The sequence below is a fragment of the Lysinibacillus sp. NPDC056959 genome, from assembly GCF_042674095.1.
GTDB lineage: Bacteria > Bacillota > Bacilli > Bacillales_A > Planococcaceae > Lysinibacillus > Lysinibacillus zambalensis.
The window spans coordinates 1-23492 of the sequence record NZ_JBHURE010000002.1; the positions used below are offsets into that span (position 1 = coordinate 1).

A 23492-nucleotide genomic window follows, 5' to 3' on the forward strand; every position below is an offset into this window, starting at 1 on the left:
GGTTACTATCGCTATTTTAAGGAAGAAGCTGTCTTGACTCGTCAAAAACAGAATGAAGAAGATGAAGTGGTGAAGGAAGTTATTTTAAAGGCCTTGCATTTCCGAGTACGAAAGAAAGGTGCACGTCAAATAAAAATGACACTCGAAAACCAATATGGAACTACATACAACCTCAAGCGAATCCAGCACGTCGTATGGCAAAAGCAACGAAGGAACATCGCACATGCCCTAACAATCTACACTGTAACTTCAAGCAAGGTGTGGCAGGAAAAGTATTACTAACCGATATCACATATTTAACATATGGAGGCGGTAAACGTGCTTATTTATCAACATAAAAGATGCCGAAATAAATGAAATTCTAGCTTATGAAGTAACTTCTACATTAAGTATAGAAATTGCCCTTAACACGTTACATAAATTGAAGAAGCATCGCCATTTAAGGGAAGATGCCTTTATCCATTCGGATCAAGGTTTCCACTATACGAATCTAAAATCCCGAGCCTTAGTAAAGAAAATGGGCTCAGGGCAGTCCATGTCACGCCGAGGAAACTGTTGGGATAATGCGCCACAAGAATCATTCTTTGGGCATTTTAAAGATGAAACAACTATTAGAGCATGTGAAACGTTAGAAGAAGTAAAAAAAAGAAATAAAGAGTTATATGATTTATTACAATCATTATCGAGGGCAATGGAATTTAAAAAAGCTGCCGCCTGCAAAATACAGACAGCAGCTTCAAAAAGTTGCCTAACCTTTTTATTAATGCCCTTTACAAAGGGTACATTTTAATTTAGAACTCCTCTTATCTACATAATATTCCACTTGCGAGATTAGGTTTCTATTAGATAAATACCTTTCTAGATTTCAATCCATTATCCTTCCATACAGATTAATTCTCACTTTCTACTTTAAAGGTACTTCTGTTTCACATATATCAATTCGTATATTATCCGTATCTGGGAAAATGTCTACCGTTTTTATCACAATATACACTTTATTTAAAAATTAGTTAAAAGCAGTCAATTACAGGTCTGTCAACTAGAGAATACACAAGGCTAATGTGCGGTAAATTCCATACAGCAAAAGCACAACTTGGAGCTCAACAGGACGATCTCTATGAGTCTAGTCCTCCACAGCAGTTTAGAAAGGACCTATTTTAGGCGAAACTAGAAAAGGGTAGAAACCATATGTAAATGCGCTTCATTGTGGATTGTCATGTTTAAACCTTTAATAACGTTGCTACTTTATTAACAAACCTGTAGAAGTGACTTCATAAACTGCTTTTTCCCCAAAACTTTCTTGTTCACCATTGTCTATTTTCATAATAGTAGCCCTGTATCCCCCCTCTAGATGTGTCAATTCAATTTTGTCGCCTACTTTCACTGGTACCATTTGTGATTCCGCATCCTGTTGTTTGTTTCCATAAATATCTTTATTGTATACCACTTGTCCAGATGAATTCCGCACTATTATGCTTGCATATGTTTTATCAAAGTAATGATGTGGTACACCTGCGTTTAAATTGATTTGTATTTCTTCAGTCAATCTATTCAAGTTCACATTCGCAAACTCAAAATCTCCAATTCCTTTCAGCGACCATGTAAATTGGTTACCATCCATAGTTTTTGCTTCTGGTAATTTTTCTACCTTCTTGAGACCCTCTACGGTAACCTTGTAGATGCCTTTTTCTTCAAAGCTTTCTTGTTTTCCGTTATCTACATTTGTGATCGTAGCCCGTTCTCCACCTTCAAGATGTGTCAACTCGATATAATCTCCTTCATTTATGGACACTCTTTCTTGTTCCGCATTCTGTTGTTTGTTTCCGTAAATATCTTTATTGTATACCACTTGTCCAGATGGATTCTGCACTATTATGCTTGCATATGTTTTATCAAAGTAGTGATGTGGCACACCTGCTTTTAGATCTACTTGCATCTCCCCTGTCGATTTATTCAAAACTACCTTTGCAAATTCAAAATCTCCAATTCCTTTCAGCGACCAGGCAAATTGGTTACCATCTAAAATGTTGCCAGATTCTGATGTGTCCGGTTTAATTGGATTAGAATCTGTACTTTTCCAAATTTCAGCTGTTAAGTTTGGATACCCTAGAGCTGTTACCTTTTGGATTGTATCATTATTTGGTCGCAATCCCCATTTTTCAAAAAATGGAATTAAATTTTGTTCAGCTGCTTTAGAGGCTTCAATCATAAATAATTGTTTCTTGCCTTCATCATTTTTAGGTAACATACTATCAGACATATCTCTATACGATTGATGCAATTTAGGATAAAATTCTTCTCCATACGCCAGATGTAATTGCCATAGCATAGCAAGTTTAACAAAAAGATCATTAATCTCGTCATAATTTTTATTCTGCTGTTCTAAGTAGCGAAAAGCCTTTGGATAAACACCCTCTTTTTCTAATCTGGTCAGATGACCAAATGTTTTTTCTACTGCAAGACTATAAATATTGTTCTGAACCTCTGTCATATTATAAAATGCCCAAGGATTTTGTTGTCTCATGTGCCCCGCCTCATGCCACGGGCCCCATCCATCATTTGTAAATTTATTAATATCTAAGACATGTTGGATTGCGTCTCCTACATATGCAGTTCTATGAGGGTATGCATACATAAAATAATCTAGAGAATTATTATCCTCAACATAGTGTAGATAATGTTTATCTACTTGATCTTCAGATAACCCAGATATTTTATCTTGAATTCTAGTAGCTTCATCCAACTTTTTCAATAGTTGAGTCGGATCAGTGTTAGAGCCTATCAAATATTTTTTTACACGTGCTGGGCTAGCAGTTATCAATACACGCTCCCCTTTTAATTCCACCGCATGTGCATTTGGATATTGATTAAGCATATTTATTAAATCTTGTTTTGTATGCTTTCCAAGTTCATACAGAGGGGTAGCCGTTCCGCCTGTTGTTATTGTTGTTTGAATGGTGCCTCCTTGTTGCTTATTGTAAAAATAAATCATCCCACCATTTGGAGACTGTATAGTGTTTGAACCAGGTTTTAATGTAAAGGATTTTATTTTTGGGTCTTCTCTCCATGAAGCATCATATGAATAAGTTCCAATGTATGCTTCGATATTTTGATTTCCTGCTACTTGAATGATTATTTGTTCATTAGGCTTAGCGTATATGCCAGTCGGTTCATAGGGACTAAATGGTCTATCTCTTCTTTCGCTTTTTTGGAATTTCGTGATATCCCCTTTTCCTGGAACTGCAAACTTCCGATTTTCCACTGCCACTGATTTTTCGTTTTTTAACATGTTAGATACTTTCTGTTGCTGTGTTTGTTCTTCCGCAAAGACTTCTAATGAAGGCGTTATTCCGGTAGCAAACATAGAAAATAAAGCAGTTGTCATCACTAACTTTTTTGTTTTTTGTTTCTGTCTTCTTGTCATCATAATCTCTCCTACTGTTTATTTAATTAAATCAAGTAATACTATTATTCTTATTACTTATATTCCCATAGTATCTTTTGATGTATTTTTTTACAATTTTCCCATAAACACACTAAAATCAATGCATTATAAGTCATTTATTGTCTTAATCCCTTAAACAAATCATATAAACATATCAATAAATACTTTGAGTAGTAATATTTAATACAAAACAAAGTAAAATAATACCTTTATTGTCATAAATTATTCATTATATAAGACACCTTTCAACCTCAAATATGGGAAATGTAAGTGGAAATAGCCAAACATTTACGTCCTCCGGATGATATCAAGCAAATCTATGCGAGGCGTAAAGAAACAATTGAACATGTTTTTGCGGATGCTTATTTTTACTGCCATGAATTTGAAAAAGCTTGCTACTTGAACATGGCAAGCTCTTTAATAAAGAAAATAATGTTCGAAAAGTATGTTCTTTTTGGTAGGAAAATGCCATTTGCTGAACATAAAAAAATGACAAAAGACATCGAGAGATAGCTTCTTGATGCCTTTTGTCGACTGTCTGCAACCTTACAATAAGGTTTTTTACTATATGACTTAAAAGTAATTTACCACTTGTGTTTTAAGCGTAATAATTGGTCCTCTCCGGGTGTTGTAACAGTTAGGTCCCTAAAATACTCGGATTCTGTCTTATTTCCATGCTCATTTTTTTGTTTGTGCGCTTCTATCATTGTTGCAATTTCTAATGGATCAGGACGTGCCATAATGAACCGGAGTTTGTTTTTTCGAGATATTGCAATGCAACCTTAGCTCTGGCGGTCATATTACTCTATAACTGTAAATTTCATAGACAAATCAAAAAATCTTCAATGTTATGACCCCAAGAATTATGCAAGCTATCCCTAATATTTTTGTTACGTTTTTGGATTCATTGTAAAATAGTATGTTAATAAGATTTACAAGAACGATTGTAAGTCCAGCCCAAATTGCAAAAACTACTCCTACCTCAATAAACTTAACAGACAAGGAAATAAAATAAATTGAAATTGTGAAACATACTAGCGCTAGATTTCCACTTGATTTAATTTCAAAACCATTAGATTTTTTTACAAACATATGACCTGAAGTACCTACCAATACTGCTATAACTAAATATAAATATCCGATCATATTTGATTCTCCTCTAACTTTAACCTTTTAGGCTTTAAGTTAACTAATACAGCACCGAATATAATTAATGCTATACCTACAAATTTAAAAAGCGTTACTGACTCATTAAAAAACAGTATACCAACTACTATTACGAGCGCTGTCCCTAGCCCTGCAAATAATGCTCCAACAATCCCTACTTCTCTATTTTTAGTAATTAGAATATATACAGTAATTGAAGAATTATAAAATAATATTGCTAGTATTGTAGGTATAAGGACAGTAAAACCTTCAGATAAATTTAAAAAAGCGACCCCTGCTATTTCAAGTAAAATCGCTAAAAATAATAATAATGTATAAACCATTTTATACTCCCTCTATAAATGTTGATATATCAACGGTTTGACCCGTTATTGAGAGTGATAAAAGAATTTTTTATCACTAATTTTATATAGTCTTTTCTAGTTCTTCAATTAATCACCATTAAGTGAGTGCGCTTCGCTTTAAATTCACTCTAAATTCTTGATTTCACTGCTTGTTTAAAAAAAGATTGTATTGGTTACTTTGAAACTATTTTAGTAACCATTTTTAGTATCATATAATTTATCTCAAGCTTTTTATTGACCAAATGACAACTGGAATAAGTATTAAAGATAAGAGCCCCCCAGCTAATGATAATGTCGCATAACTTGCATTAGCCACTACCATGCCTGAAAGAGCACCACCTGAAGCTCCTGCTAGTGCAACTAAAACATCCATTTTTCCTTGCGTTTTTGCTCGTGTAGAAGGTTCTGTCGAATCCACAATTTGAGCAGTTCCACTAATTAAACCAAAGTTCCAACCCAATCCAAGCAAAGAAAGCGCAATAATTAATAGAACCATAGAATCGCTCGGCGCGAATGCGGCTAATAAACCGGCAAATAACAAAGTCACTCCTGATGCAATACTCATAACTGTTCGTCCGACTTTATCCACAAGAATACCTGTTACGAGCGACGGAAGATACATAGCACCTACATGAAATCCTATAACAATTCCTACTTCCGATAAACCATGACCATGATGTTTCATATGTACTGGTGTCATTGTCATGATAGCAACCATTACAATTTGAGTAAGTACCATAACCGTTGCACCGACTGTAAGACCTCTTTTATTTGAAACTTTTTTATTAAAGGATTCGATCTTATTCCCATGCTCAGTTTCTTGTTTGTGCGCTTCAATCATTTTCGCTATTTCTAATGGATCCGGACGTAACATAATAAAAAGGACCAAACCTGCTAAGATAAATGCTGTTGCTGATAAGATAAATGGACCCGCAAGAGCCGGTACACCAATAGAAACAGCAATTTTCCCCATAACATCTACTAGATTTGGCCCTGCAACAGCACCAAAGGTTGTCATCACCATTGTTGTACTGATAGCCGTTGCTCGTTGTTTATTATTGGCTAAATCTGTCCCTGCATAGCGGGCTTGTAAATTTGTTGCAGTTCCTGCGCCATAGATTAGTAGAGAAGCGAATAATAAAATGACACTATTTATGATGGCAGCAATCACTACACCAATTGCACCGACTCCTCCGACAATAAAACCTGCCGATAAACCTGTACGACGACCATACCGTTGTGATAGTTTCCCTACAATTAAAGCTGCACCTGCCGACCCTAAAGTAAATAAAGCGGACGGTACCCCTGCATAAGCATCTGTTCCTAGCATTTGTTGAGCTAAAAGAGCTCCTACCGTAATACCTGCTGCAAGCCCTGCCCCACCAAAAACTTGTGAGAGACTAACAACGAGTAGCACTCGTCTATATAAGCTCTTTAGCTTTTCGGGTGATTCTATATAAGTCTCTATCGGGTCTTGTGTTTTTCCAAACATTTTTAAATACCTTCTTTCTACTTATCTTAATGATTAAACATAACCATTTTGTCAGCCCATTCGACAACTTCAACAAAATCATTCATTGCAGAGATTGGACAATAGATGTTTTATCAAGCTATCGCAATATTATTTAGAATTATTATAAAAATACCCCCTATTACTTTTCCTTTCAACAAACCTGTCCTCGTTAGTCATAAAAGTTCTTAGCAAAAGAAAGCAGAAGTACCGTCCATAGACCGTATCCTAAATATTACTATGTAAAATGTATATAGAACGTAATAAGAAGATAGAACTGTCAAAGTAGAATACAAATTTGACAGCTCCTTTTTAATTAATGCGCTTGCATCACAACATTCTTTTTCTTTGAATATAGTAAAAAAGTGATCGTTAAGCTTAAGCTGATTATACCAAAAACTAGTCCCAATCCACTTAAACCAACTAAATCTAGCATCATACCTGTTGACAATAAGACGACTTGAAAGATGACAGAATCGATCATATTACGGAATGAGAAAAATCGGCCATGAAAATCTTTTGGCACTTGCTTTTGAAAAATCACCATGGTCGTTGGGAAAAAACAGCCTACTGAAAAACCAAAAACACCAAAAGCTACTAATGCAAAAAATTTAATATCCGATAATAGTAGCATGAGCTCCATCGAGCCGATGATAAATGCTAAAGTAAAGAGGAGTGTACCAATTTTCACCCGTTCCGTAATCAATTTTAAACCAGCTGCACCAAGCATAAAACCAATGCCCTCAACTGTATACAATAGTCCAGATATTGTCGTTGAATGATGAATCTCAGAAATTTTCATAATAACTAAATTAAAGGAACCTAAAAATAATGTTGGAATTAACATTAAAACAAGTGTCATTAAAACTATTGGGTGCTCCTTCACCATCGGTAACACTTCTTTAAAGCCGCCCTTTTCCTTAGTTGTTACAGAATGATTATCCATCTCGTCTAATTGTAGGAAGCTCGTAATAACAAACATCAAAATATAAACAATAAATGAAATGATGTACAACCATTTCAACTCAAAGAAACTTAACATGAATCCTGCTGCAGCCGTACCAATAATCCTTGAAATCGTTCGGGCATTCATTTGCCAAGCATTAAGTGTGATTAAATCCTTATCCTTAACAATCATTGGAATAATAGATTGTAGAGCAGGCATATAAAAGGCTGCTGCTATTTGCAGCGTAATTAAAAAAAGAATCATCCATACAACCGAATTTGTAAAAAGTGCCATAAACATAAATAAAACACTTATAATTCGTCCTACACTTGCCCACTGTATAACTGTTTTTTTCTGCGAATTATCAATAATACGTCCTGCCAACGGACCTACTATTAAGCCAGCCAGTATACCGCAAGAAATAATTAATGATTTGTGAAAGTCAGAGGGAACGACCTCTTGCATAAAAGCTAGATTGCCTATAATCCCAGCCCATAAGCCAAGACCAACGACAAATTCACCCAATAAAATAATCCATACATTCCGATTATGCCACATGCCGTATCTCCTTGTTGTTTCATTTATTAATTACTACATAGTAACAAAATTACAAATAATCGTACATAGTCGTTTTTCAAAAGTAAGAACTATGCAGAAGATTAGAGGCAAATGCAAAAAAACACCGTTTGATTCCAGTATCAAACGATGTTTAGCTTTTTTTGAATAAAGCTGGCTGTAACTCATATTCGATTTATAGTGATTTTCTAATAAGGCGCCGCCAGCCAATCCAGAAAATAATAATCAACATACCTGCTCCAACAGACTCGGTCAGTTTCCACAAAAGTATAAGAATCAGCAAAATAATTAACGGAAGAATCGTCAGCTTCAAATCATCTAATTCTTTCATTCGCGCACTCTTCTTTCTTATGAGACATAATTAGCATTCATAATACTTTCGCAAACACAACTGATATTTACTTTCAAATTATTATTATTGTAAAATTTTAAAATAGAATATCTCCCCCACCCTACATAACGATGGATACTGCTTATCTTCATCATATTCTGAAGGTAGCATAATGGAAACCTCATATTTTGATATTTTCATTTGATGATATTACATCACATTTTTTGTTCTCTTCTTCTTTTGGGACAATTAATGTGGCGTCTTAATAACAATCGATAGCGTAAGTCTTAAAAAATTTATTCACTTCCACAAAAGAATTGAGAACATATTTAACCTTTCGCAACTTTCAGCTGATACTGCTCCACTATTCGGCTAAAGAACGAGGCTAGAACTTGCTGAAATAACATACCAAATACTACTGGCATGACCGTTTTTGTAGGAAAGTATGTAGTGGCTATCACTACTCCAACAGCAATATTCCGCATCCCTCCTGTAAAAACAAACATTGTTATAATACTTATATCCTTCCAAAGAATATGACCGAGTACTAAACATAGCGCATATCCTGATACAGCTAGAACAAATACGACTACTATAACACCGACAAGTTCCCAGCTAAAATGTTTAATATACGGGGCGATTGCGCTACTATTAATCATCACAATGCTAAATAAGCTTAGTTTTGAAAAAGTGGCTAATTTCTTTCCTAGTGTCATTGCAATATTGCCTTTCGTCAACTCGTTTAACGCTACACCTACAAGTGAAGGCACAACAATCATCCAAAGTAAATCTAGCATTAGACCTGCAGTATCAATTTCGATTGTTTGCCCCATAACAATATGTAGTAAAGCAGGAATAACTACGGGTGATATAAGTGTGTCGATTAAAATAATCGCAAGACACAATGGAAGATGTCCTCTACAAATACTTACCCAAATAAAACTCGTTACTCCAGTTGGCACAGCGACCGATAAGACAAAGCCAATCGTTAGTAAGTGATCGTGAAAGATAACGGTTGATACAAAATAAGCCCACATTGGCATCATCAGATGTAAAAATACAAGGGCTATTACTATAACCTTTGAGTATCTTCGAAGATTTTTTATCCCTTCAAAACTCATATTTTAACTACCTGCAAACGTCATAAAAGCAAAAAGCCACGGCATTAAAAATAGTAGCTGATGCCCTACATTCCTCAATAAAACACCCATCACTAAACTTAGTGGTGTTAAAATAGGCATCCATTTTTGGAGATATTTATTGAAACTATTCAACATCTCTGTTTATTCCTTCTTTCCCAAAAGAATCTCTTATAGGATTGCACTATCTCATCCTTTCTACTTAAAATAAACTAGAAAAATTTGCAGTTTTTATCCATATCCTTCAAACTATTAATAGTACTAGAAAGAAAGGATGACAGAGACAAATGAAAAAAATAGTGTTCGCTTTATTGCTTCCCATACTTGTTGTGGCAAGTGGATACACTGTGCAAGCTGCTGGTTTTAAAGATGTGCCAGAAGATCACTATGCGTATGAAGCCATCCTGTGGGCAGAGGAATATGATATCGTTAATGGCTATGCAGATGGTACATTTAAGCCCAATGCAACAATCACGGAGCAACAATTCGCAAAACTACTTGCTAATTTTTATGAGCTCGAATCACCTTATGATGAGCTAAAAAAACAAACCCCTCTAGCAAACTGGTCTGATGAATTTTACAATCGACTTGCAAGCTATGGTGTACCATTAAACGGATATTTCGATAACAATATTCGAGGAGCTAATGTGAAGCGCGGGGTTGTGGCACAGGCTATTTCACATTTAGTTAATGGTAAAAGTGGATTAGATCAATCCATACAGTTTTTACTCGATTATTACATTTCCACTGGTCAAAACTTACAGTATGAAAACCGTAATTTACAGAAATTTTTTGGCGTGTCAAACAATATGACGCGAGCTCAAGTCGTTACAATGCTTCACCGTATGGATGAAAGAAATTTTTATGAGATTTCAGATTACGCACAAAAAATCCACGAAAATATGAGTAATGCTTCATTAAATACACGAGCGAAAAATGGCCAAAATCAGCTAGATAAAACAATGCAGCTGACAACACCTTCTAATAGTGCTTGGAATGGCACCTATTCGTATTACTATAAATGGGGGACTGGCTCAACTGATTTTAATCGCCGTGATGCCTATATTTCAAACGCAACAAGCAAAAGCTTTACTATTTTCATTACTGCCAATGATGGGACAGCTGCAGGGAGTGTCGATGGGACAGCGACGATTACTTCTAACACTAAGGCCGTGATGAATAAATCCTCAAACGGCAATCGATGTGTATTGGAATTTGAACGTCTTAATAATGCGCTTAAAATTACCGAGGTAGATTGTCGTAAAGAGCATGACGAAGGAACGAATTTTACTGGGACTTTAAAGAAGCAATAAATTCCCCATAGATCAAACTGTATGGCCCTTTATTAAATCACAATAATACTCTTCAATTGTGAAAAGAACTAAAAAGTGCAAATGGATTAAAAAATTCATTCGCACTTTTTTGATATAACTGTGTACTTTAAAAGATTGCTAAGTCAGTAAACAAAAAGAATCCATTTTGAAAAAGGTCACGGGTAAAAAATATATGCCCTTAAAACTTCTTATACATTTTCATAGCAATTTCTATAAAATCAGCGAGATACGGAGATATATGCTTATCCTTATGCCAAGCGATATCCGTAAAAATGTTTGCTAATTTCGTTGATGTAACCAATTCTTGTAAACGTTTGTTTTTTAGCTCCTCCTCCACCACCATTTTGGGTAAAAATGTAATACCTAAGCCCGCCATCACACATTGCTTAATGGCTTCAATACTTGCAAATTCAATCATTTGTATTGGTAGCGCAGCTTCTTGTTGCAGCTGTACTTCCAATTGATTACGGTAAGAGCAACCGCTCTCCGTCAGAAGCATCGTTTCATTTGAAAGTTGCTGTAAAGAAAATACCGCTCTCTCCTCATTACTATCAGTAGGTGCACTGACAAAAACTAATTGCTCTTGAATAAGTCGCTCACGATGTAACATAGGTGTTTCTTTATAGGCATCCGTAATAAATGCTATATCTAAATTGCCTGACTGTAATAAATCTTTGGCTATTTCGGTTGTATGCACAGGTTTAAAAATGATTTTGACTTGTGGATGGGATTTCTGAAATTGTTGTAAAACACTTGGCAGACGGTATACACATTGACTTTCCTGTGCACCAATTTTTAATACCGCTTGTGTTTGTTCATTTAATACAGCTTTTTTCATCTCCACATTTAGATCTAACATTTTTTGTGCATACTGTTGTAATCGCTGGCCCTCCTCCGTAAGGGTAATGCGTTTGCCAAGCCGCTCAAAAAGGACTACGCCAAGCTCTTCTTCAAGCGATTTAATTTGTGCTGTAATACTCGATTGAGCATAATCTAGTAGCTGTGCTGTTTGCGTAAAACTTAACGTTTCTGAAGCTGTTAAAAACGTTTGCAGCTGTTTAATATCTATCTTCCCCACCCCTAAATCGTTTTTTCCGATACATTCCATCGAAACATTCAGCTTTATCGATAATAAAGATAAGTTTACACTAGTTATAACCTGAGGGACAGAGGAGGATTTTCATGAACATTACCGCATTTATTGGTAGCTCTAGAGCCGATAGTAATAGTGAACAATTAGCTAATTATGTTTTAGAGGGCTTACATCATAAAAAAATAGATCTAAAAAATTTAACGATCGAGCCTATTCACGATTTGCGCCATGATGATAATGGCTTTCAGTTTGTAGATGATGATTATGATCAAATTATCCATGCGCTTTTAACAAGTGATGTCGTTATTTTTGCCACACCGATCTATTGGTACAGCATGTCAGGAATAATGAAAAACATGGTAGATCGACTGAGTCATGCTATTCGAGATGAGCGTTTCCCACAGCTAAAAGAAAAGCTACAAACTACCGAGGCCATCGTTCTTGCCGTCGGTGGTGATGCCCCATATATAAAGGGTCTACCAATGATTCAGCAATTCCAGTATATTTTTGACTTCTTAAAGATGCCGTTCTCCTCGTACATTATTGGAGAAGCAAACAAACCCGGTGAGATACGTCACGATGAACAGGCACTGACGCAGGCATCTATTTTAAATAAGCAGTTAAAAGCACGTATCTATCCCATTTAAAAAAACGACCTGAAAGCTGCAATGCTTTTAGGTCGTTTCATTATGTTGAAACTGAATGATCGAGGAAATTTTAGTGTGAATTAAGGCATCCTCTATAATGTCCCCCTTCATCAAAACAAGTGGTTGATTTCCGCTCCGACTGATTTCTTTTTCCTAAGGGCAGCCACCCCATGTATATAAGACGACTTCTCCTTATGCTTGTAATCTTCACTAAATTTCAAAAAAAAATTAAAAATCCTATTCGCTAAACAATTTTTGTGTAAATTTATCTACCAAGCAGCCGATGCTTTTTGATTGTTCACTTTCATCTTTATATTTTAAATCAAGATTTGACAGCGGCTCAATAATGAAGTTACTCCCCTTACTTTGTAAACTAAATGGGACATTGTCATATATAGCAAATAACACAAAATTATAATTTGGTAACGTACTATATTTAGTAAGAAGTTTATTTTTTATCCCTTCCCAAACCATTGGAATTACATCCCCTGATAGTTGGTCTCCTATCCGATATCCATTATAAGGACTGAACCACCAAGCTTTAAAGGACTTCAATATTTGATCAAATGTCTCCTTGCCTTCTATATTATTTTTAAAGAGGGTTTGATAATTAAAACTATTTGGCTTATTTATAAAATTGATATCCATTGTTAGAACCTCATTGTCAACAATACGATCGTGGAGAGAATGAATATAATTTCCCCAATGTTTAGATATTTCATCTATAAAAACATCCATTGATAAAAGTGTATTTTTCTCTAAATACAAGAAAGGAAATACTTTTGGTTCATCACTATATTCATAGTAGTTTTTATAAACGTTTGAAACATAGACAAGAAAATTTAATATGATTGAACAATCATTTCGAAGAATCACTACTTCATCCCACCTTTAGTTTTTAATTGATTATTACCTTATAATAACAAAAAAAACTAAGCCTCAAGGACTTAGTTTTTTAAATTTTTTATTTTCTATAAGCAGTACTACAGTTTGGAACCACAAAACTCGATGTTCCTTGATTGTCTCTTGCTACTCCTGTTAGTTTCGCTGAGTAAGTTTTCCCTCCAGTTGACGGACCATAGGCAATGTCAGTTAATGCCTTTGACGCTTGACCCATTCCACTTACTGGGATTGTGTTAACAACTTTTTTTCCATTTGAAATTAAAATTTCTCCGACAAATGAATATAGAGTACTAAATTTCGGGTTAACATACCACCATATTTTTCCGCCGCCCTGATCTTCAATTTTTGCTACCCCTCCATTTCCCGTACATGTAACAAATGGCTGTACAGAATTTACTTCATGACTCATACTACTTCCTCCTCTCCTTGATAGTTAAGTTACATTTACATATTCAACTTAATTTACAAATAACTAGTCATTATTGAACTTTTGAATATGTATCTAATAAAGAGGTTTTTAATACTAAAAAAACAACCATAAACCGTAAATTAGAAAAAAAATTAATAATACGGAGCTATTAATATAGTTAACGCAAGTTTCCGAGAAAGCTATTTTCGCTATACCATGTTTTTTAAATCACACTGTAATCAAAAAACGACCACATTTTAATGGTCGTTTGTAAATTCTAGCTCTTTAGGTGGATCGCCTTTTTTATTCATCAAGCGCATACGGATTGGCTCGATTTTTAATGTAATCATTTCATCTTGATTTCCAACGAAAATGCTTGTAAAAAGTTCGGCTAACTTATTTTTTATTCCTTCCTCTAAAATCTCTGTTAGCTTTCCTTCAATTTCAACGTACGTGTCACCAAAACCTCCATTTTCGTATCCATATAATATATGTGTATATGGGTTTTTACGAAGCTCTTCCATTTTTTCAGAATGTTTATTCGTTACTGTGTACAATACAAAATCTTCATGTTGGAATGTCATATAACGTGAGTATGAGTCGTTTAGGAAATCTGCGGAAATAACTTTGGTGAAATGTTTTATACCCTATTGTTTTAAGTATTTTGTGGTAATCTCAAAAAATCAATATTAGAAATTAAAAGAAATGAAATGAATTCATTTGAGGAACTTTATGGGGAACTATAATATGTAACTTTTTCAATATTCACAGACGGTTATAATTATACAATTGGCTCTATTTAATAATTGAGTGACTTGTAAATCCATTGTATATTGCCACCAGAAGACATTTCATTTCAGGAATAATAACTCTGTGAGGAACATTAATATAATTTAAATAATCCTGTGGGCAGGTACTAGTTTAACAGATAACTAATTTGGTTGTCTGTTTTTTGTATGTACACCCATCTTCATATCCCTTAAAACGGTACTTATAAGCGAAGGATGATACATATGGATGATAAGACAAAGAAAGTTTGTGCCATTGGCTGTTTTGGCTTAATAACTTTTCACTTTACATTGTGTGGTTGTATAAAAGAATGTGTTTATCCTCAACCTAGGATTGGTTAACTCAACCATACTAATAAACAATTGGAGGAATACCACATGAGTAAACATCTTCACAAGGAAGGATTTGTACCAAAATATTTGCTTGAGAAACTGGCAAAAGAGGGACATGAAGAAGCAAAAAAGACGCTTACACAAATGGAAAGTATAGTACAAAATAAAACGAAGGAAACAAATAGCGATGATGCTGAAAATAGCGATGACGCTGAAATATCTACTTCTGTAGCGCCACTTCAGGGCAGACGGAAGATTTATGACAGTGAAAATACGGAAATTTTCAAGAAGAAACTGGTTCGCAAGGAAGGAGATCCTCCTACTAGTGATGAGAGCGTAAATTTTGCTTACGATCTTTGCGGACAAACACTAGATTATTTCAAAAATAAGCTCGGGCGAAACTCAGTAGATAATGAAGGAATGGATCTGATATTCAATGTCCACTATGCTAAAGATTTGAACAATGCCATGTGGGTACCTAGCGTGCAGCAGATGGCATTCGGCAATGGCGATGGCAAATTGTTTATCAATTTCACTCGAAGTATTGATGTAATTGCTCACGAAATGGCACACGCGGTGACGGAGTTTACTAACGAGCTCGTTTATGAGCATCAATCAGGCGCTTTAAACGAGCACTTCTCGGATGTGATAGGGAGTGCCGTGAAGCAGCATGTGAAGGGACAAACGGCTGAAAATGCAGATTGGCTAATCGGGAATGAGATTATCGGACCAGAATTTCCAGGCAAGGCGTTACGGTCAATGAAAGATCCGGGAACAGCCTCTCAATTCGATCATCAGCCTGCGCACTTTGATGATTACAAAGAACTACCCCTTAGTAAAGATAATGGCGGCGTCCATCTTTATAGCGGTATACCTAATAAGGCATTTGTCCTTGTATCGTTAGAAATCGGAACGGATCAAGCTGCATTCCTGTGGTATACTGCTTTTCAAAACAAGCAGATTATTCACCCGAACGCCACATTCGAAGAAGCATTCGAAGCTATAGTTCATACGGCAGATATGCTTACAGGTCAAGGTAAGTTGCCTCAACAAGCTGTAGATGCTGTAAAGAATGCATTTCGTGAAGTGGGTATTCCGAGACAATCCTGATTATGAAAGCGAATCGAATATATGTCGTGCGTCATGGAGAAGCTTCGGGGAACCATCCCGAAGCCCCTCTCTCGAATTTTGGAATACAACAATCAATACAAGTGGCAGCTTTTTTAGCTCAAGAACATGGCTCTGATGTTATTCGCATTATATCTAGTCCTTTACTACGCGCAAGACAGACAGCCGACGAGATTTGTCGTGCTTTTGATGGTGTGAGTTGTGAAACGGATGTCAAGCTCAAAGAGCTTAATTTGGGCAATACGACAGATTACCCCGGGGATATTTGGAATCATTTACAGAAGCTTTTCGAACATAAAGAATTCGCATTTCCAGGTGGCGATTCAGTTTCTCAGGTGGCGAACCAAGTCAGATCATTGCTCAATGAATTGAATGAAAGTGATGATGGCAAATCTGTCATCCTAGTCACTCATCGGGTAACAATGACCCTTTTATTGTCTGAATTCAATCAAGAAATGGGATTAGAGCAGTGCAAAACTATGAACAATGTAGATGTTTATCTTGTTACAGCAGTGAATAACGGCAGTCAAGTTGAGCGAATATGGCGAATGCCCTCTAATGAACGTTAAACTATTTTCAAAACGTTACAATTTTTAATCAGTTCACTTTATTACAAAACTATAGGTGACAACAAAGTTGTTTAATTTTGATGTGAAAAATAAGAGCGATACTACAATGACCTATTTATAATAGTCACATAAATAACAAAACGAATATATAATAAGGAAACAATTAAGACCACCCATTTTTTGGAGTGGTCTTGTTAAGGATTAATCCCTTTTCATATCGCTGCACAATATACCCTCTTATACGAGGCCCTTTTAGTTTCTTCTTATCAACAGTCTTATTAACATCTGTTTATTTCTCTCTGACCAATAAAAAAGAGTAGCTATATGCTACCCCTTTTATATAATTATTTTATATTGCCCTCAAACTCTATGCCTGACCCATCAAACGTAATATAAAATTCTGTATCTTTTAGAATATTATAATTGATGAATTAATCTTTTTATTGTGCGTTCTTTAGATTTAATTAGCCCTTTTGCAACCCTCTAGCCTTCCTTAAATTACATAACGTCTAATACCTCTTGATAATAAAAAGGCAGTTAAAAATCAGATTCAACCGAACTTTCAACTGCCAACTCAAATATTATATTTTTATTAGTGCACCTTAAATATTACAGGGTTGTTTTTTCGATTACATTTTTGCAGTGAACTACCTTTTTTATTTGTTCTGCTCCTCTAAAAACTAGAGATTATCAAGGACTAACAGGAGGAGTAAGTCCGTAAAGAACTGGAGTTACTACAGTACTACCAGCTCCAAGGCGGACTTGTTGAACTTGCAGTACTTTTACTGTAAGATCCAGAACAATTTTTTCACGCAATGTGCTGAAAGTACCTTCTGGTGATGCCATCCTTGGTGAAAAATCAAGTTCAAAGAAGTTTGCAGCGACTAACTCGCCAAATGGTTGTTCATTGTACTTCACGAGATTTTGGAAGAATGCCTTATCCAATCGAGCATCCAATTGAGTTCTTTCATTCAAGAAGTTCGCTTCGGCAAACTCAGAAATTCCAAAGATTGGAGTAGGGCCTCCAGGTGTTTGTGGGAAAAATAGTTCTGTAAAACCGGAAAATGGAACATCAGCAATTCTATCTTGTAGCGCTCCATTACATGCTGCTGAAGCATATTCAATATTTTTACGAATATGTCCTGCTACAAATAATTTAGCTCTTGTTACCCTAAAAAAGTCAGTGTTATCAATACGTGCAAATCTAACAGGCACTAATTTAACTTGATTTAGGAATACATTTTTTTTCACTCTTTTGATTTCAGTTGCAGCAGGATTCAGCGTAATATCTGATTCCACAACTATTTGAAGTGTTGGTTCTGCAAGTACAACTGGAATTTTAATAGTTGGAGCTGTAACCGGTGTAGCTACTAATGGAGTAACCTCATTATCTAATGGTACTAATTCAGTTGATGTTACTGGACAAGGTGCTATTTGATTTAGATTTTCTAATTGATCACTCAAAAAAATTCCTCTTTTCATTTTTTAGTATTAGAGAGCGCTCTCTATATTGCTAGAATATGTAACGATTAAATCTATGTATGGACGTGTATACTAGTTTTTTTCTGATTTTAAAAAAGGGATTTTTGAACTAAAAGATAAGAATGAACATCAAAATACTAGATACTCACCATTTTAAGCAACTAGTTTTAATTCTATTCTTATATAGAAAGAAATCTATCTAATAAAGAGATTTAGCTCCTTTATTACAAAAATTAAACCACGTATATAAATTAATATATCGTCGACAATACTGTTTGAATACATTTTGAGGAGATGAAAAATTTATGCCAATTAATTATGGTGTACTAAAAGGTCGAGTAACAGGCTATACGCTTCCCAACTCACATGACCGAACCCCGCATCTGACAGTTCGAATTAAAGACAATCAAAGAACAGATAAGATTATTATTAATGTTTTATCGAAAGAACACCCTTCTGAATTACTATATTATGCGGGTGAGGACTTTCACTCAGAGCAAATAACGCATCTTCCGGATTTGGGATATGGCTTTACACAAATTGGAGATACTAATTCTAATATCGCACTTGACTATATTAGAGGAAATTTACTTGATCCTTGTAAAATGATTCCGCTTCCAGTGACAGCTCCAGGAGAAGATAATGATTTATTAGAAAAATTAATTCATTATATGTCAATGGCTGAGGATAATCAAGAAGTAGATATTTATGCTTATGGAGAAAAAATCCCTCCTGGTGTCCATGATGTTCATATGAATCAAGGCAATGTTCAGGAATATATAGGTGATGATGGCATATGGCAAGATGGCGGTGTATTTTTGCATTTTAAAGATACTGACAAATGGGCTGCAATTTTCTTGGCTTTCCAATCACAATCCTGGTGTACGGATGATGATGGACATGCTACTAAACCTGTTGAAGAATGCAATCATAGAAGTGGCTGCTAATTAGTTAAAGGCTAAAGAAGTATATTTAAGAGAAGATATAGAAACTCGAAAAGAAGCATCTAAGGAGCTTCATACAAAATACAGACCGTATGATGAATAAACACAAAAAAACCAGGTACTTACTTTTTAATGAGCGCCTGGTCTTTTAATAAAACAATTATTCGATGCTAATTCTTCCTCCGCCTTTGCAAGTATTAGTTTCTCCACCTTTACATAATGCAACCATATAGTAATAACCGGAAAATGGAGCGTCTTCAACATGGCGATTATTACCGTATGCAGGTGCATATATAGTTTTTGAAATTTTATCCTTGTCACTCATTATATAGAAAGCAACGTGCTCTCTACCAGGAGAGTCATTTTCCCATTGTATTTCTATTTTTTCACCCTTGCTAAAATAAATAGATGATGTTGATGTAGTTTTACTTCCCCCATAAAGAAAAGATGCATCTGCACACCTTGCCTCATTTTTACTACACGCATAGTACGCATAAGCCTGTTTTACATTCGTATCAAAGAGTATAAAAAAATTATATACGGAGGTAGATTTTAAATTGAAAAAATTAAGCTTTTTTCTATTTTTGATTCTAACTTTTCATATGAATAATGCATATGCTATTACTACTGATTTAGAAAAAATATATTTAGAAAATGGAGAATATACTGAGGCGACCAAAGCTATTCAAGAGGGGAATACATCTTTTAATAAGGACATTCCATTGCCTACTCGACTTCCTCCAATTTTATTTACACATGTTTTCGCATCATTTAACCAAAAGAGTTCACAATTAACTATATATTATTTAGATGAAAACAACGGAAAAAAACATTACACTCTAGCTATCATACCTAACGATAATGATATGTCATATCCAAACGATGCAAAAAAAGTTAATTTGGAAAATGGTCAGGAAATGGTTTATTTTAAAAGAAATGATTTTATAACTTACAGAACTGTGGTGAATGAGTTTGAATACACATTTATTGTAGATAAAACAAGTAATAAAACGATTGATGTAAATGGAATCATGAAGATAATTAATTCGATGATCCAAAAATTAAGCCCAGGCTCAAAATTTAATTGAGTACACCGGGCTTATATTTGTTAGGCTAATTTAGCTGTTTAAACTACTAGCTCCCTCATACCTGTATTACTGTTTTAACACGCCAGTTAGCTCCATCAAGCTCGATGTATGCCACCCAACCGATTTTAATAAATTCACCATGTACTGTACTAATTTTGACTATTTTTTATTATTTCTACGCTGTTGAATCGTCATATGCAACCCTAACAAACGGTCTGTAGTCATGTTACCATTCTGTAAATCCTTCAAATGTGAAGCCTGAATAATACCATCCTTAATAGCCTGTGCGATATAGTTTTCTGCTTCTGTTTTCATAGCAGGTGAACTCGGATTCCATTTTGTCATTTTGATTTCCTCCTTTTTGTCTTCCAAAATTAATTGAACTTTCATTTCGCTGTTGCTTGGTACGATTACTTTTCCTTCAAGCTTTTAACCTTTAGGAATAACCCAACTTTTCTTAACTTCAAAGTGAGGTCGGTCAATGTTCCTACCCAATCACCGCCCCATGTAATACCTAGCTTACGTGCGATAGCACCAATTCGATTGAGCAATGTCACATCATATAACGATTGAGGAGGACCAACTGCAACGTCCCATGCTAAACGACTACTGTGATTACTTGAAAGCGTCCAAGTAACAATTTGCCCTGGTCGTGTTCGTCCTTGTGCATATAGGTATTTTTGTCGTTCCTGAGAGCGATATGTTTCCGTGATGAAGATATTTTTAATACCAGCTTTAAAACACTCTTGAAACAACAATCTGCATGCTGTTTGTGCAGTTATTAATAGTTTTGAAAGATCTCGACATGTAGTAGTTACACTTGTACTCATTACGCTTCGCCCTCTTTCTTCATTTTTCGTTCTTCAGCACGTGCAAGTTTCGCTTCAATTTCGCTACGTACCCACTCAGTAAGCTTTGTAAGTAGCCAGTCTGGGAACCATTGTCCCCAACCTGCACGAATAGCGTTAGCAGTCATCGATTGAATAATGTGATATAACAAACCAGCTACTAATAAACCAAATACAACCCCAGGCGCACCGAAACATATCTAACAAATGTCCACCTGCAGGTAGAAGCAATAAAAAGAGGCTACGGAATAAACCATCGATACCATACGATGAACCGTAACTTTTATCTCTCTTACTTGCACGAATTCCACTAATCCAATCCATTACTAAAAAAAAAGAGTGCGGTCATCGTATACATTACGACTTCGCCCTCTCCATACAAAAATTCAAATACTGGTACAAAAACAGCACCTACAAAACTAGCTATATTTTCCATAGAGCACCTTCCAAAAGTTATGACTTATTAATAATTTCAACTGGTTGTAATCCTAACTTTTGTCGGTTTTCATTAATGCGTTGTTTCCCCTTTTCGCAGTATTCCAGCTCTAACTCGAAGCCGATCCAGCTGCGCGTCCTGTATTATCACAAGCTACAGCCGTTGTAAAACCACCCATACAATTGTCTAGTACCGTATCGCCTTCGTTCGACAGGCCATTCACCTGTTTGTTAGTGCCTCCGGTATTTTCCGTAAAGGCTATTATTGTATTGTTGTTAAAATATCTCTATCTATTGTTAGAGTTTTATCAACCTTTACAGCTTGGGATATTTTTTCTAAATTACTTTTCAAACTTTTTCGCGCTATATCATTCAAGTAATCTTCATCTAAATAAAGGTTATTATAAATATCTAAATAGTAGAGAATTTGATTAATCTTATAAAACATATCATTTTGATTGATGCAATATTTTTTTGTTTCGTAACGTTTTTTGTGCAATATTAAGTACAAGCTTTTTTAGTCATTTCAAATGTCTCAACTAGATATTCTCTTAATTCATCTGTTATCAATTCTCCATCGAAACAAGCATCCTTATCATAAGCAATAAAACGTATAAATTCATCAATTCCATCTAGTAATTCTCTCGTTCCTTTACGCAAGCTGATTTTGCAGGAACTTCGACGAATTATTTAATACTTTTACTTATACGTTTAACTTAAATCCCATTTAATCGAAATGTTATAGTGCTAAAAACTAGCACGAACGTTCGTATATAGTTATAATTATCTTATCTTAAAAACAAAAGGAGTCTTGCCCTATGAGTCAAAGAGTTGGCTACTATGATGTTGCACCCGATGGTATGAAAATCATGATGGATATGGAAAAATACACTAAAAAGTCTACAATTAATCGAGCAACTAGGGAACTTATCAAAATTAGAGTCTCTCAAATTAATGGGTGTGCGTTCTGCATAGACATGCATACATCCGATGCTCGGAAGATGGGTGAAACCGAACAGCGTATTTATTGTTTAAATGCTTGGAATGAATGTACTTTTTATACACTTGAAGAGAAAGTTGCTCTAGAATTATCTGAGCATATAACTTTAATTCCTACTAAAAGAGTTCCAGATGACCTATATAAGCGAGTACGTGAATACTATGACGAGAAACAGTATGTTGACCTTGTTCTAATCATCAATCAAATCAACAGTTGGAATAGAATTTCTATTGCAATGGGGAATACAGCAACTGAAAAATAATAACTCTGTAACGAACATCTCACGGTGTTCGTTTTTTTCTTCCTTTGATAAATACTATCAGCCTCTTCGCATTCTTCATTATAAATTCCTGGACATTCAGTTTGATAAGAGTAAAGAAATTGTCATCTTCAAACCACTGTGGCGTGAATTTAATAACCTGATTTATAAGGTTTTCCCTTCCATGTTCTTTACACCATTTCTCTCCAAATTTCACACTATCCCCGCGTTCAATATTCATTACGACTCCACCCCTTTATTCCATATTTTGTTTTTTTTAAAGGAAAATAACTTTCGTTTGTACTTACCTGTATTTCATTACTCTCACTGACGTAGTGCCTCGCTCCGCACATTTACGTTCTATCCGTTCTAACAATTTAAAATCAACAGATCCATTGAAAGAAGACATTAATTTTTTTAATCCATGATTTTGAGATACCTGCATCTTTTGTTTATTTACTGATGACACAAGCTTTTTGGCTTTTTCTATTGCATAATTCTTGCTGATGGATTGAGATAACATCATGCCTGTTAGATAATCTGACACAATCCACATGTCGTATTTTTCATGTAATCTAGCTGGTCTGTGCAAAGCTAAGTAAGCACCGTTGTGTAATATTAATTGCTGCAATAATACTTCACGCTGATTTGGTCCAAATGGTCCTGGATGTGCTACAAACATTTTCATAAACAATTCCCCTTTCGTTTCTGAACAAAATCTTTCGATTAATCTTTTAGTCGTGTTGCTCCCACTCCCACAAACTACCAAAGAAT

General features: G+C 35.1%; 28 protein-coding genes and 1 pseudogene. 9 read left to right on the top strand and 20 right to left on the bottom strand.

The annotated features are described in order from the left end of the window. Window positions 1–752: pseudogene (locus ACFTQ7_RS02060) on the top strand (IS3 family transposase); the annotation flags it as partial. Window positions 753–1240: 488 nt separating this feature from the next. On the opposite strand, the gene ACFTQ7_RS02065 reads toward ACFTQ7_RS02060, so the two are convergent. Then, window positions 1241–3424: a M60 family metallopeptidase gene (locus ACFTQ7_RS02065; protein WP_386827021.1), complete on the bottom strand. Its 2184-nt coding sequence runs from the start codon at window positions 3422–3424 to the stop codon at window positions 1241–1243. A gap of 291 nt (window positions 3425–3715) precedes the next feature. Here ACFTQ7_RS02065 and ACFTQ7_RS02070 point away from each other — a divergent pair, with 291 nt between their 5' ends. After that, window positions 3716–3958, top strand: a complete 243-nt coding sequence (locus ACFTQ7_RS02070) for a hypothetical protein (RefSeq protein WP_386827479.1) — start codon at window positions 3716–3718, stop codon at window positions 3956–3958. Between the two features lie 318 nt (window positions 3959–4276). On the opposite strand, the gene ACFTQ7_RS02075 is transcribed toward ACFTQ7_RS02070, so the two are convergent. The 7 genes from ACFTQ7_RS02075 to ACFTQ7_RS02105 form a co-directional block, all read right to left on the bottom strand. After that, window positions 4277–4591 (bottom strand): DMT family transporter, encoded by a 315-nt coding sequence (locus ACFTQ7_RS02075; RefSeq protein WP_386827022.1) that lies wholly within the window; start codon window positions 4589–4591, stop codon window positions 4277–4279. Next, on the bottom strand, window positions 4588–4935 hold the full coding sequence (locus ACFTQ7_RS02080) for a DMT family transporter (RefSeq protein ID WP_386827023.1): 348 nt from the start codon (window positions 4933–4935) through the stop codon (window positions 4588–4590). Before ACFTQ7_RS02080 ends, ACFTQ7_RS02075 begins: the two co-directional genes overlap by 4 nt. A gap of 238 nt (window positions 4936–5173) precedes the next feature. After that, the gene (locus tag ACFTQ7_RS02085; protein WP_386827024.1) at window positions 5174–6448 is read right to left on the bottom strand and encodes an MFS transporter; all 1275 of its coding nucleotides are present in this window, start codon (window positions 6446–6448) and stop codon (window positions 5174–5176) included. A 334-nt stretch (window positions 6449–6782) separates the two neighbouring features. Further along, on the bottom strand, window positions 6783–7970 hold the full coding sequence (locus tag ACFTQ7_RS02090) for an MFS transporter (RefSeq protein ID WP_386827025.1): 1188 nt from the start codon (window positions 7968–7970) through the stop codon (window positions 6783–6785). A 193-nt stretch (window positions 7971–8163) separates the two neighbouring features. Further along, window positions 8164–8319, bottom strand: coding sequence for a hypothetical protein (locus ACFTQ7_RS02095; RefSeq protein WP_386827026.1), 156 nt, complete (start codon window positions 8317–8319; stop codon window positions 8164–8166). A gap of 329 nt (window positions 8320–8648) precedes the next feature. Then, window positions 8649–9440: a bile acid:sodium symporter family protein gene (locus ACFTQ7_RS02100; RefSeq protein WP_386827027.1), complete on the bottom strand. Its 792-nt coding sequence runs from the start codon at window positions 9438–9440 to the stop codon at window positions 8649–8651. Window positions 9441–9443: 3 nt separating this feature from the next. Continuing rightward, a complete protein-coding gene (locus tag ACFTQ7_RS02105) occupies window positions 9444–9596 on the bottom strand; it encodes a hypothetical protein (protein WP_386827028.1) in 153 nt (50 codons plus the stop codon). A 149-nt stretch (window positions 9597–9745) separates the two neighbouring features. Between ACFTQ7_RS02105 and ACFTQ7_RS02110 the strand changes: the two genes are divergently transcribed. Further along, a complete protein-coding gene (locus ACFTQ7_RS02110) occupies window positions 9746–10771 on the top strand; it encodes an S-layer homology domain-containing protein (RefSeq protein WP_386827029.1) in 1026 nt (341 codons plus the stop codon). Window positions 10772–10970: 199 nt separating this feature from the next. On the opposite strand, the gene ACFTQ7_RS02115 is transcribed toward ACFTQ7_RS02110, so the two are convergent. After that, window positions 10971–11861, bottom strand: coding sequence for a LysR family transcriptional regulator (locus ACFTQ7_RS02115; protein ID WP_386827468.1), 891 nt, complete (start codon window positions 11859–11861; stop codon window positions 10971–10973). Window positions 11862–11974: 113 nt separating this feature from the next. On the opposite strand from ACFTQ7_RS02115, the gene ACFTQ7_RS02120 reads away from it, so the two are divergent. Next, window positions 11975–12532 (top strand): flavodoxin family protein, encoded by a 558-nt coding sequence (locus ACFTQ7_RS02120; protein ID WP_349660942.1) that lies wholly within the window; start codon window positions 11975–11977, stop codon window positions 12530–12532. 237 nt (window positions 12533–12769) lie between these two features. On the opposite strand, the gene ACFTQ7_RS02125 is transcribed toward ACFTQ7_RS02120, so the two are convergent. From ACFTQ7_RS02125 to ACFTQ7_RS02135, 3 genes are all read right to left on the bottom strand, one after another. Next, the gene (locus ACFTQ7_RS02125) at window positions 12770–13408 is read right to left on the bottom strand and encodes a hypothetical protein (RefSeq protein WP_386827030.1); all 639 of its coding nucleotides are present in this window, start codon (window positions 13406–13408) and stop codon (window positions 12770–12772) included. Between the two features lie 88 nt (window positions 13409–13496). After that, the gene (locus ACFTQ7_RS02130; RefSeq protein ID WP_386827031.1) at window positions 13497–13844 is read right to left on the bottom strand and encodes a hypothetical protein; all 348 of its coding nucleotides are present in this window, start codon (window positions 13842–13844) and stop codon (window positions 13497–13499) included. Between the two features lie 257 nt (window positions 13845–14101). Then, window positions 14102–14428: a pyridoxamine 5'-phosphate oxidase family protein gene (locus ACFTQ7_RS02135; RefSeq protein WP_386827032.1), complete on the bottom strand. Its 327-nt coding sequence runs from the start codon at window positions 14426–14428 to the stop codon at window positions 14102–14104. Between the two features lie 582 nt (window positions 14429–15010). Here ACFTQ7_RS02135 and ACFTQ7_RS02140 point away from each other — a divergent pair. Continuing rightward, complete coding sequence (locus tag ACFTQ7_RS02140; protein ID WP_386827033.1) at window positions 15011–16075, top strand: M4 family metallopeptidase; 1065 nt, start codon at window positions 15011–15013, stop codon at window positions 16073–16075. A 2-nt stretch (window positions 16076–16077) separates the two neighbouring features. Next, a complete protein-coding gene (locus ACFTQ7_RS02145) occupies window positions 16078–16662 on the top strand; it encodes a histidine phosphatase family protein (protein ID WP_386827034.1) in 585 nt (194 codons plus the stop codon). 690 nt (window positions 16663–17352) lie between these two features. Here ACFTQ7_RS02145 and ACFTQ7_RS02150 read toward each other — a convergent pair. Then, window positions 17353–18126 carry a CsxC family protein gene (locus ACFTQ7_RS02150; RefSeq protein WP_386827035.1) on the bottom strand — a complete coding sequence of 258 codons (774 nt, stop codon included), beginning with the start codon at window positions 18124–18126 and terminating at the stop codon, window positions 17353–17355. A gap of 323 nt (window positions 18127–18449) precedes the next feature. Here ACFTQ7_RS02150 and ACFTQ7_RS02155 point away from each other — a divergent pair, with 323 nt between their 5' ends. Continuing rightward, window positions 18450–19091, top strand: a complete 642-nt coding sequence (locus ACFTQ7_RS02155) for a YukJ family protein (RefSeq protein WP_386827036.1) — start codon at window positions 18450–18452, stop codon at window positions 19089–19091. Between the two features lie 554 nt (window positions 19092–19645). After that, window positions 19646–20176, top strand: coding sequence for a hypothetical protein (locus ACFTQ7_RS02160; protein WP_386827037.1), 531 nt, complete (start codon window positions 19646–19648; stop codon window positions 20174–20176). A gap of 159 nt (window positions 20177–20335) precedes the next feature. On the opposite strand, the gene ACFTQ7_RS02165 is transcribed toward ACFTQ7_RS02160, so the two are convergent. The 5 genes from ACFTQ7_RS02165 to ACFTQ7_RS02185 all read right to left on the bottom strand — a co-directional run bounded on the left by ACFTQ7_RS02165 (window position 20336) and on the right by ACFTQ7_RS02185 (window position 21460). Then, window positions 20336–20521, bottom strand: a complete 186-nt coding sequence (locus ACFTQ7_RS02165; protein WP_386827038.1) for a hypothetical protein — start codon at window positions 20519–20521, stop codon at window positions 20336–20338. A gap of 65 nt (window positions 20522–20586) precedes the next feature. Beyond that, on the bottom strand, window positions 20587–21006 hold the full coding sequence (locus ACFTQ7_RS02170) for a M15 family metallopeptidase (RefSeq protein ID WP_386827039.1): 420 nt from the start codon (window positions 21004–21006) through the stop codon (window positions 20587–20589). After that, on the bottom strand, window positions 21006–21176 hold the full coding sequence (locus tag ACFTQ7_RS02175; RefSeq protein ID WP_386827040.1) for a hypothetical protein: 171 nt from the start codon (window positions 21174–21176) through the stop codon (window positions 21006–21008). The genes ACFTQ7_RS02170 and ACFTQ7_RS02175 overlap by 1 nt, the downstream gene beginning before the upstream one ends. Beyond that, window positions 21142–21348, bottom strand: a complete 207-nt coding sequence (locus ACFTQ7_RS02180) for a hypothetical protein (protein ID WP_386827041.1) — start codon at window positions 21346–21348, stop codon at window positions 21142–21144. Before ACFTQ7_RS02180 ends, ACFTQ7_RS02175 begins: the two co-directional genes overlap by 35 nt. Further along, window positions 21335–21460 (bottom strand): hypothetical protein, encoded by a 126-nt coding sequence (locus ACFTQ7_RS02185; RefSeq protein WP_386827480.1) that lies wholly within the window; start codon window positions 21458–21460, stop codon window positions 21335–21337. Before ACFTQ7_RS02185 ends, ACFTQ7_RS02180 begins: the two co-directional genes overlap by 14 nt. A gap of 817 nt (window positions 21461–22277) precedes the next feature. Between ACFTQ7_RS02185 and ACFTQ7_RS02190 the strand changes: the two genes are divergently transcribed. Further along, window positions 22278–22721 carry a carboxymuconolactone decarboxylase family protein gene (locus ACFTQ7_RS02190; RefSeq protein ID WP_386827042.1) on the top strand — a complete coding sequence of 148 codons (444 nt, stop codon included), beginning with the start codon at window positions 22278–22280 and terminating at the stop codon, window positions 22719–22721. Between the two features lie 19 nt (window positions 22722–22740). On the opposite strand, the gene ACFTQ7_RS02195 is transcribed toward ACFTQ7_RS02190, so the two are convergent. Both ACFTQ7_RS02195 and ACFTQ7_RS02200 read right to left on the bottom strand, forming a co-directional pair. After that, complete coding sequence (locus ACFTQ7_RS02195) at window positions 22741–22959, bottom strand: hypothetical protein (RefSeq protein ID WP_386827043.1); 219 nt, start codon at window positions 22957–22959, stop codon at window positions 22741–22743. Window positions 22960–23022: 63 nt separating this feature from the next. Then, window positions 23023–23406: a hypothetical protein gene (locus tag ACFTQ7_RS02200; RefSeq protein WP_386827044.1), complete on the bottom strand. Its 384-nt coding sequence runs from the start codon at window positions 23404–23406 to the stop codon at window positions 23023–23025. Window positions 23407–23492 lie beyond the last annotated feature (86 nt).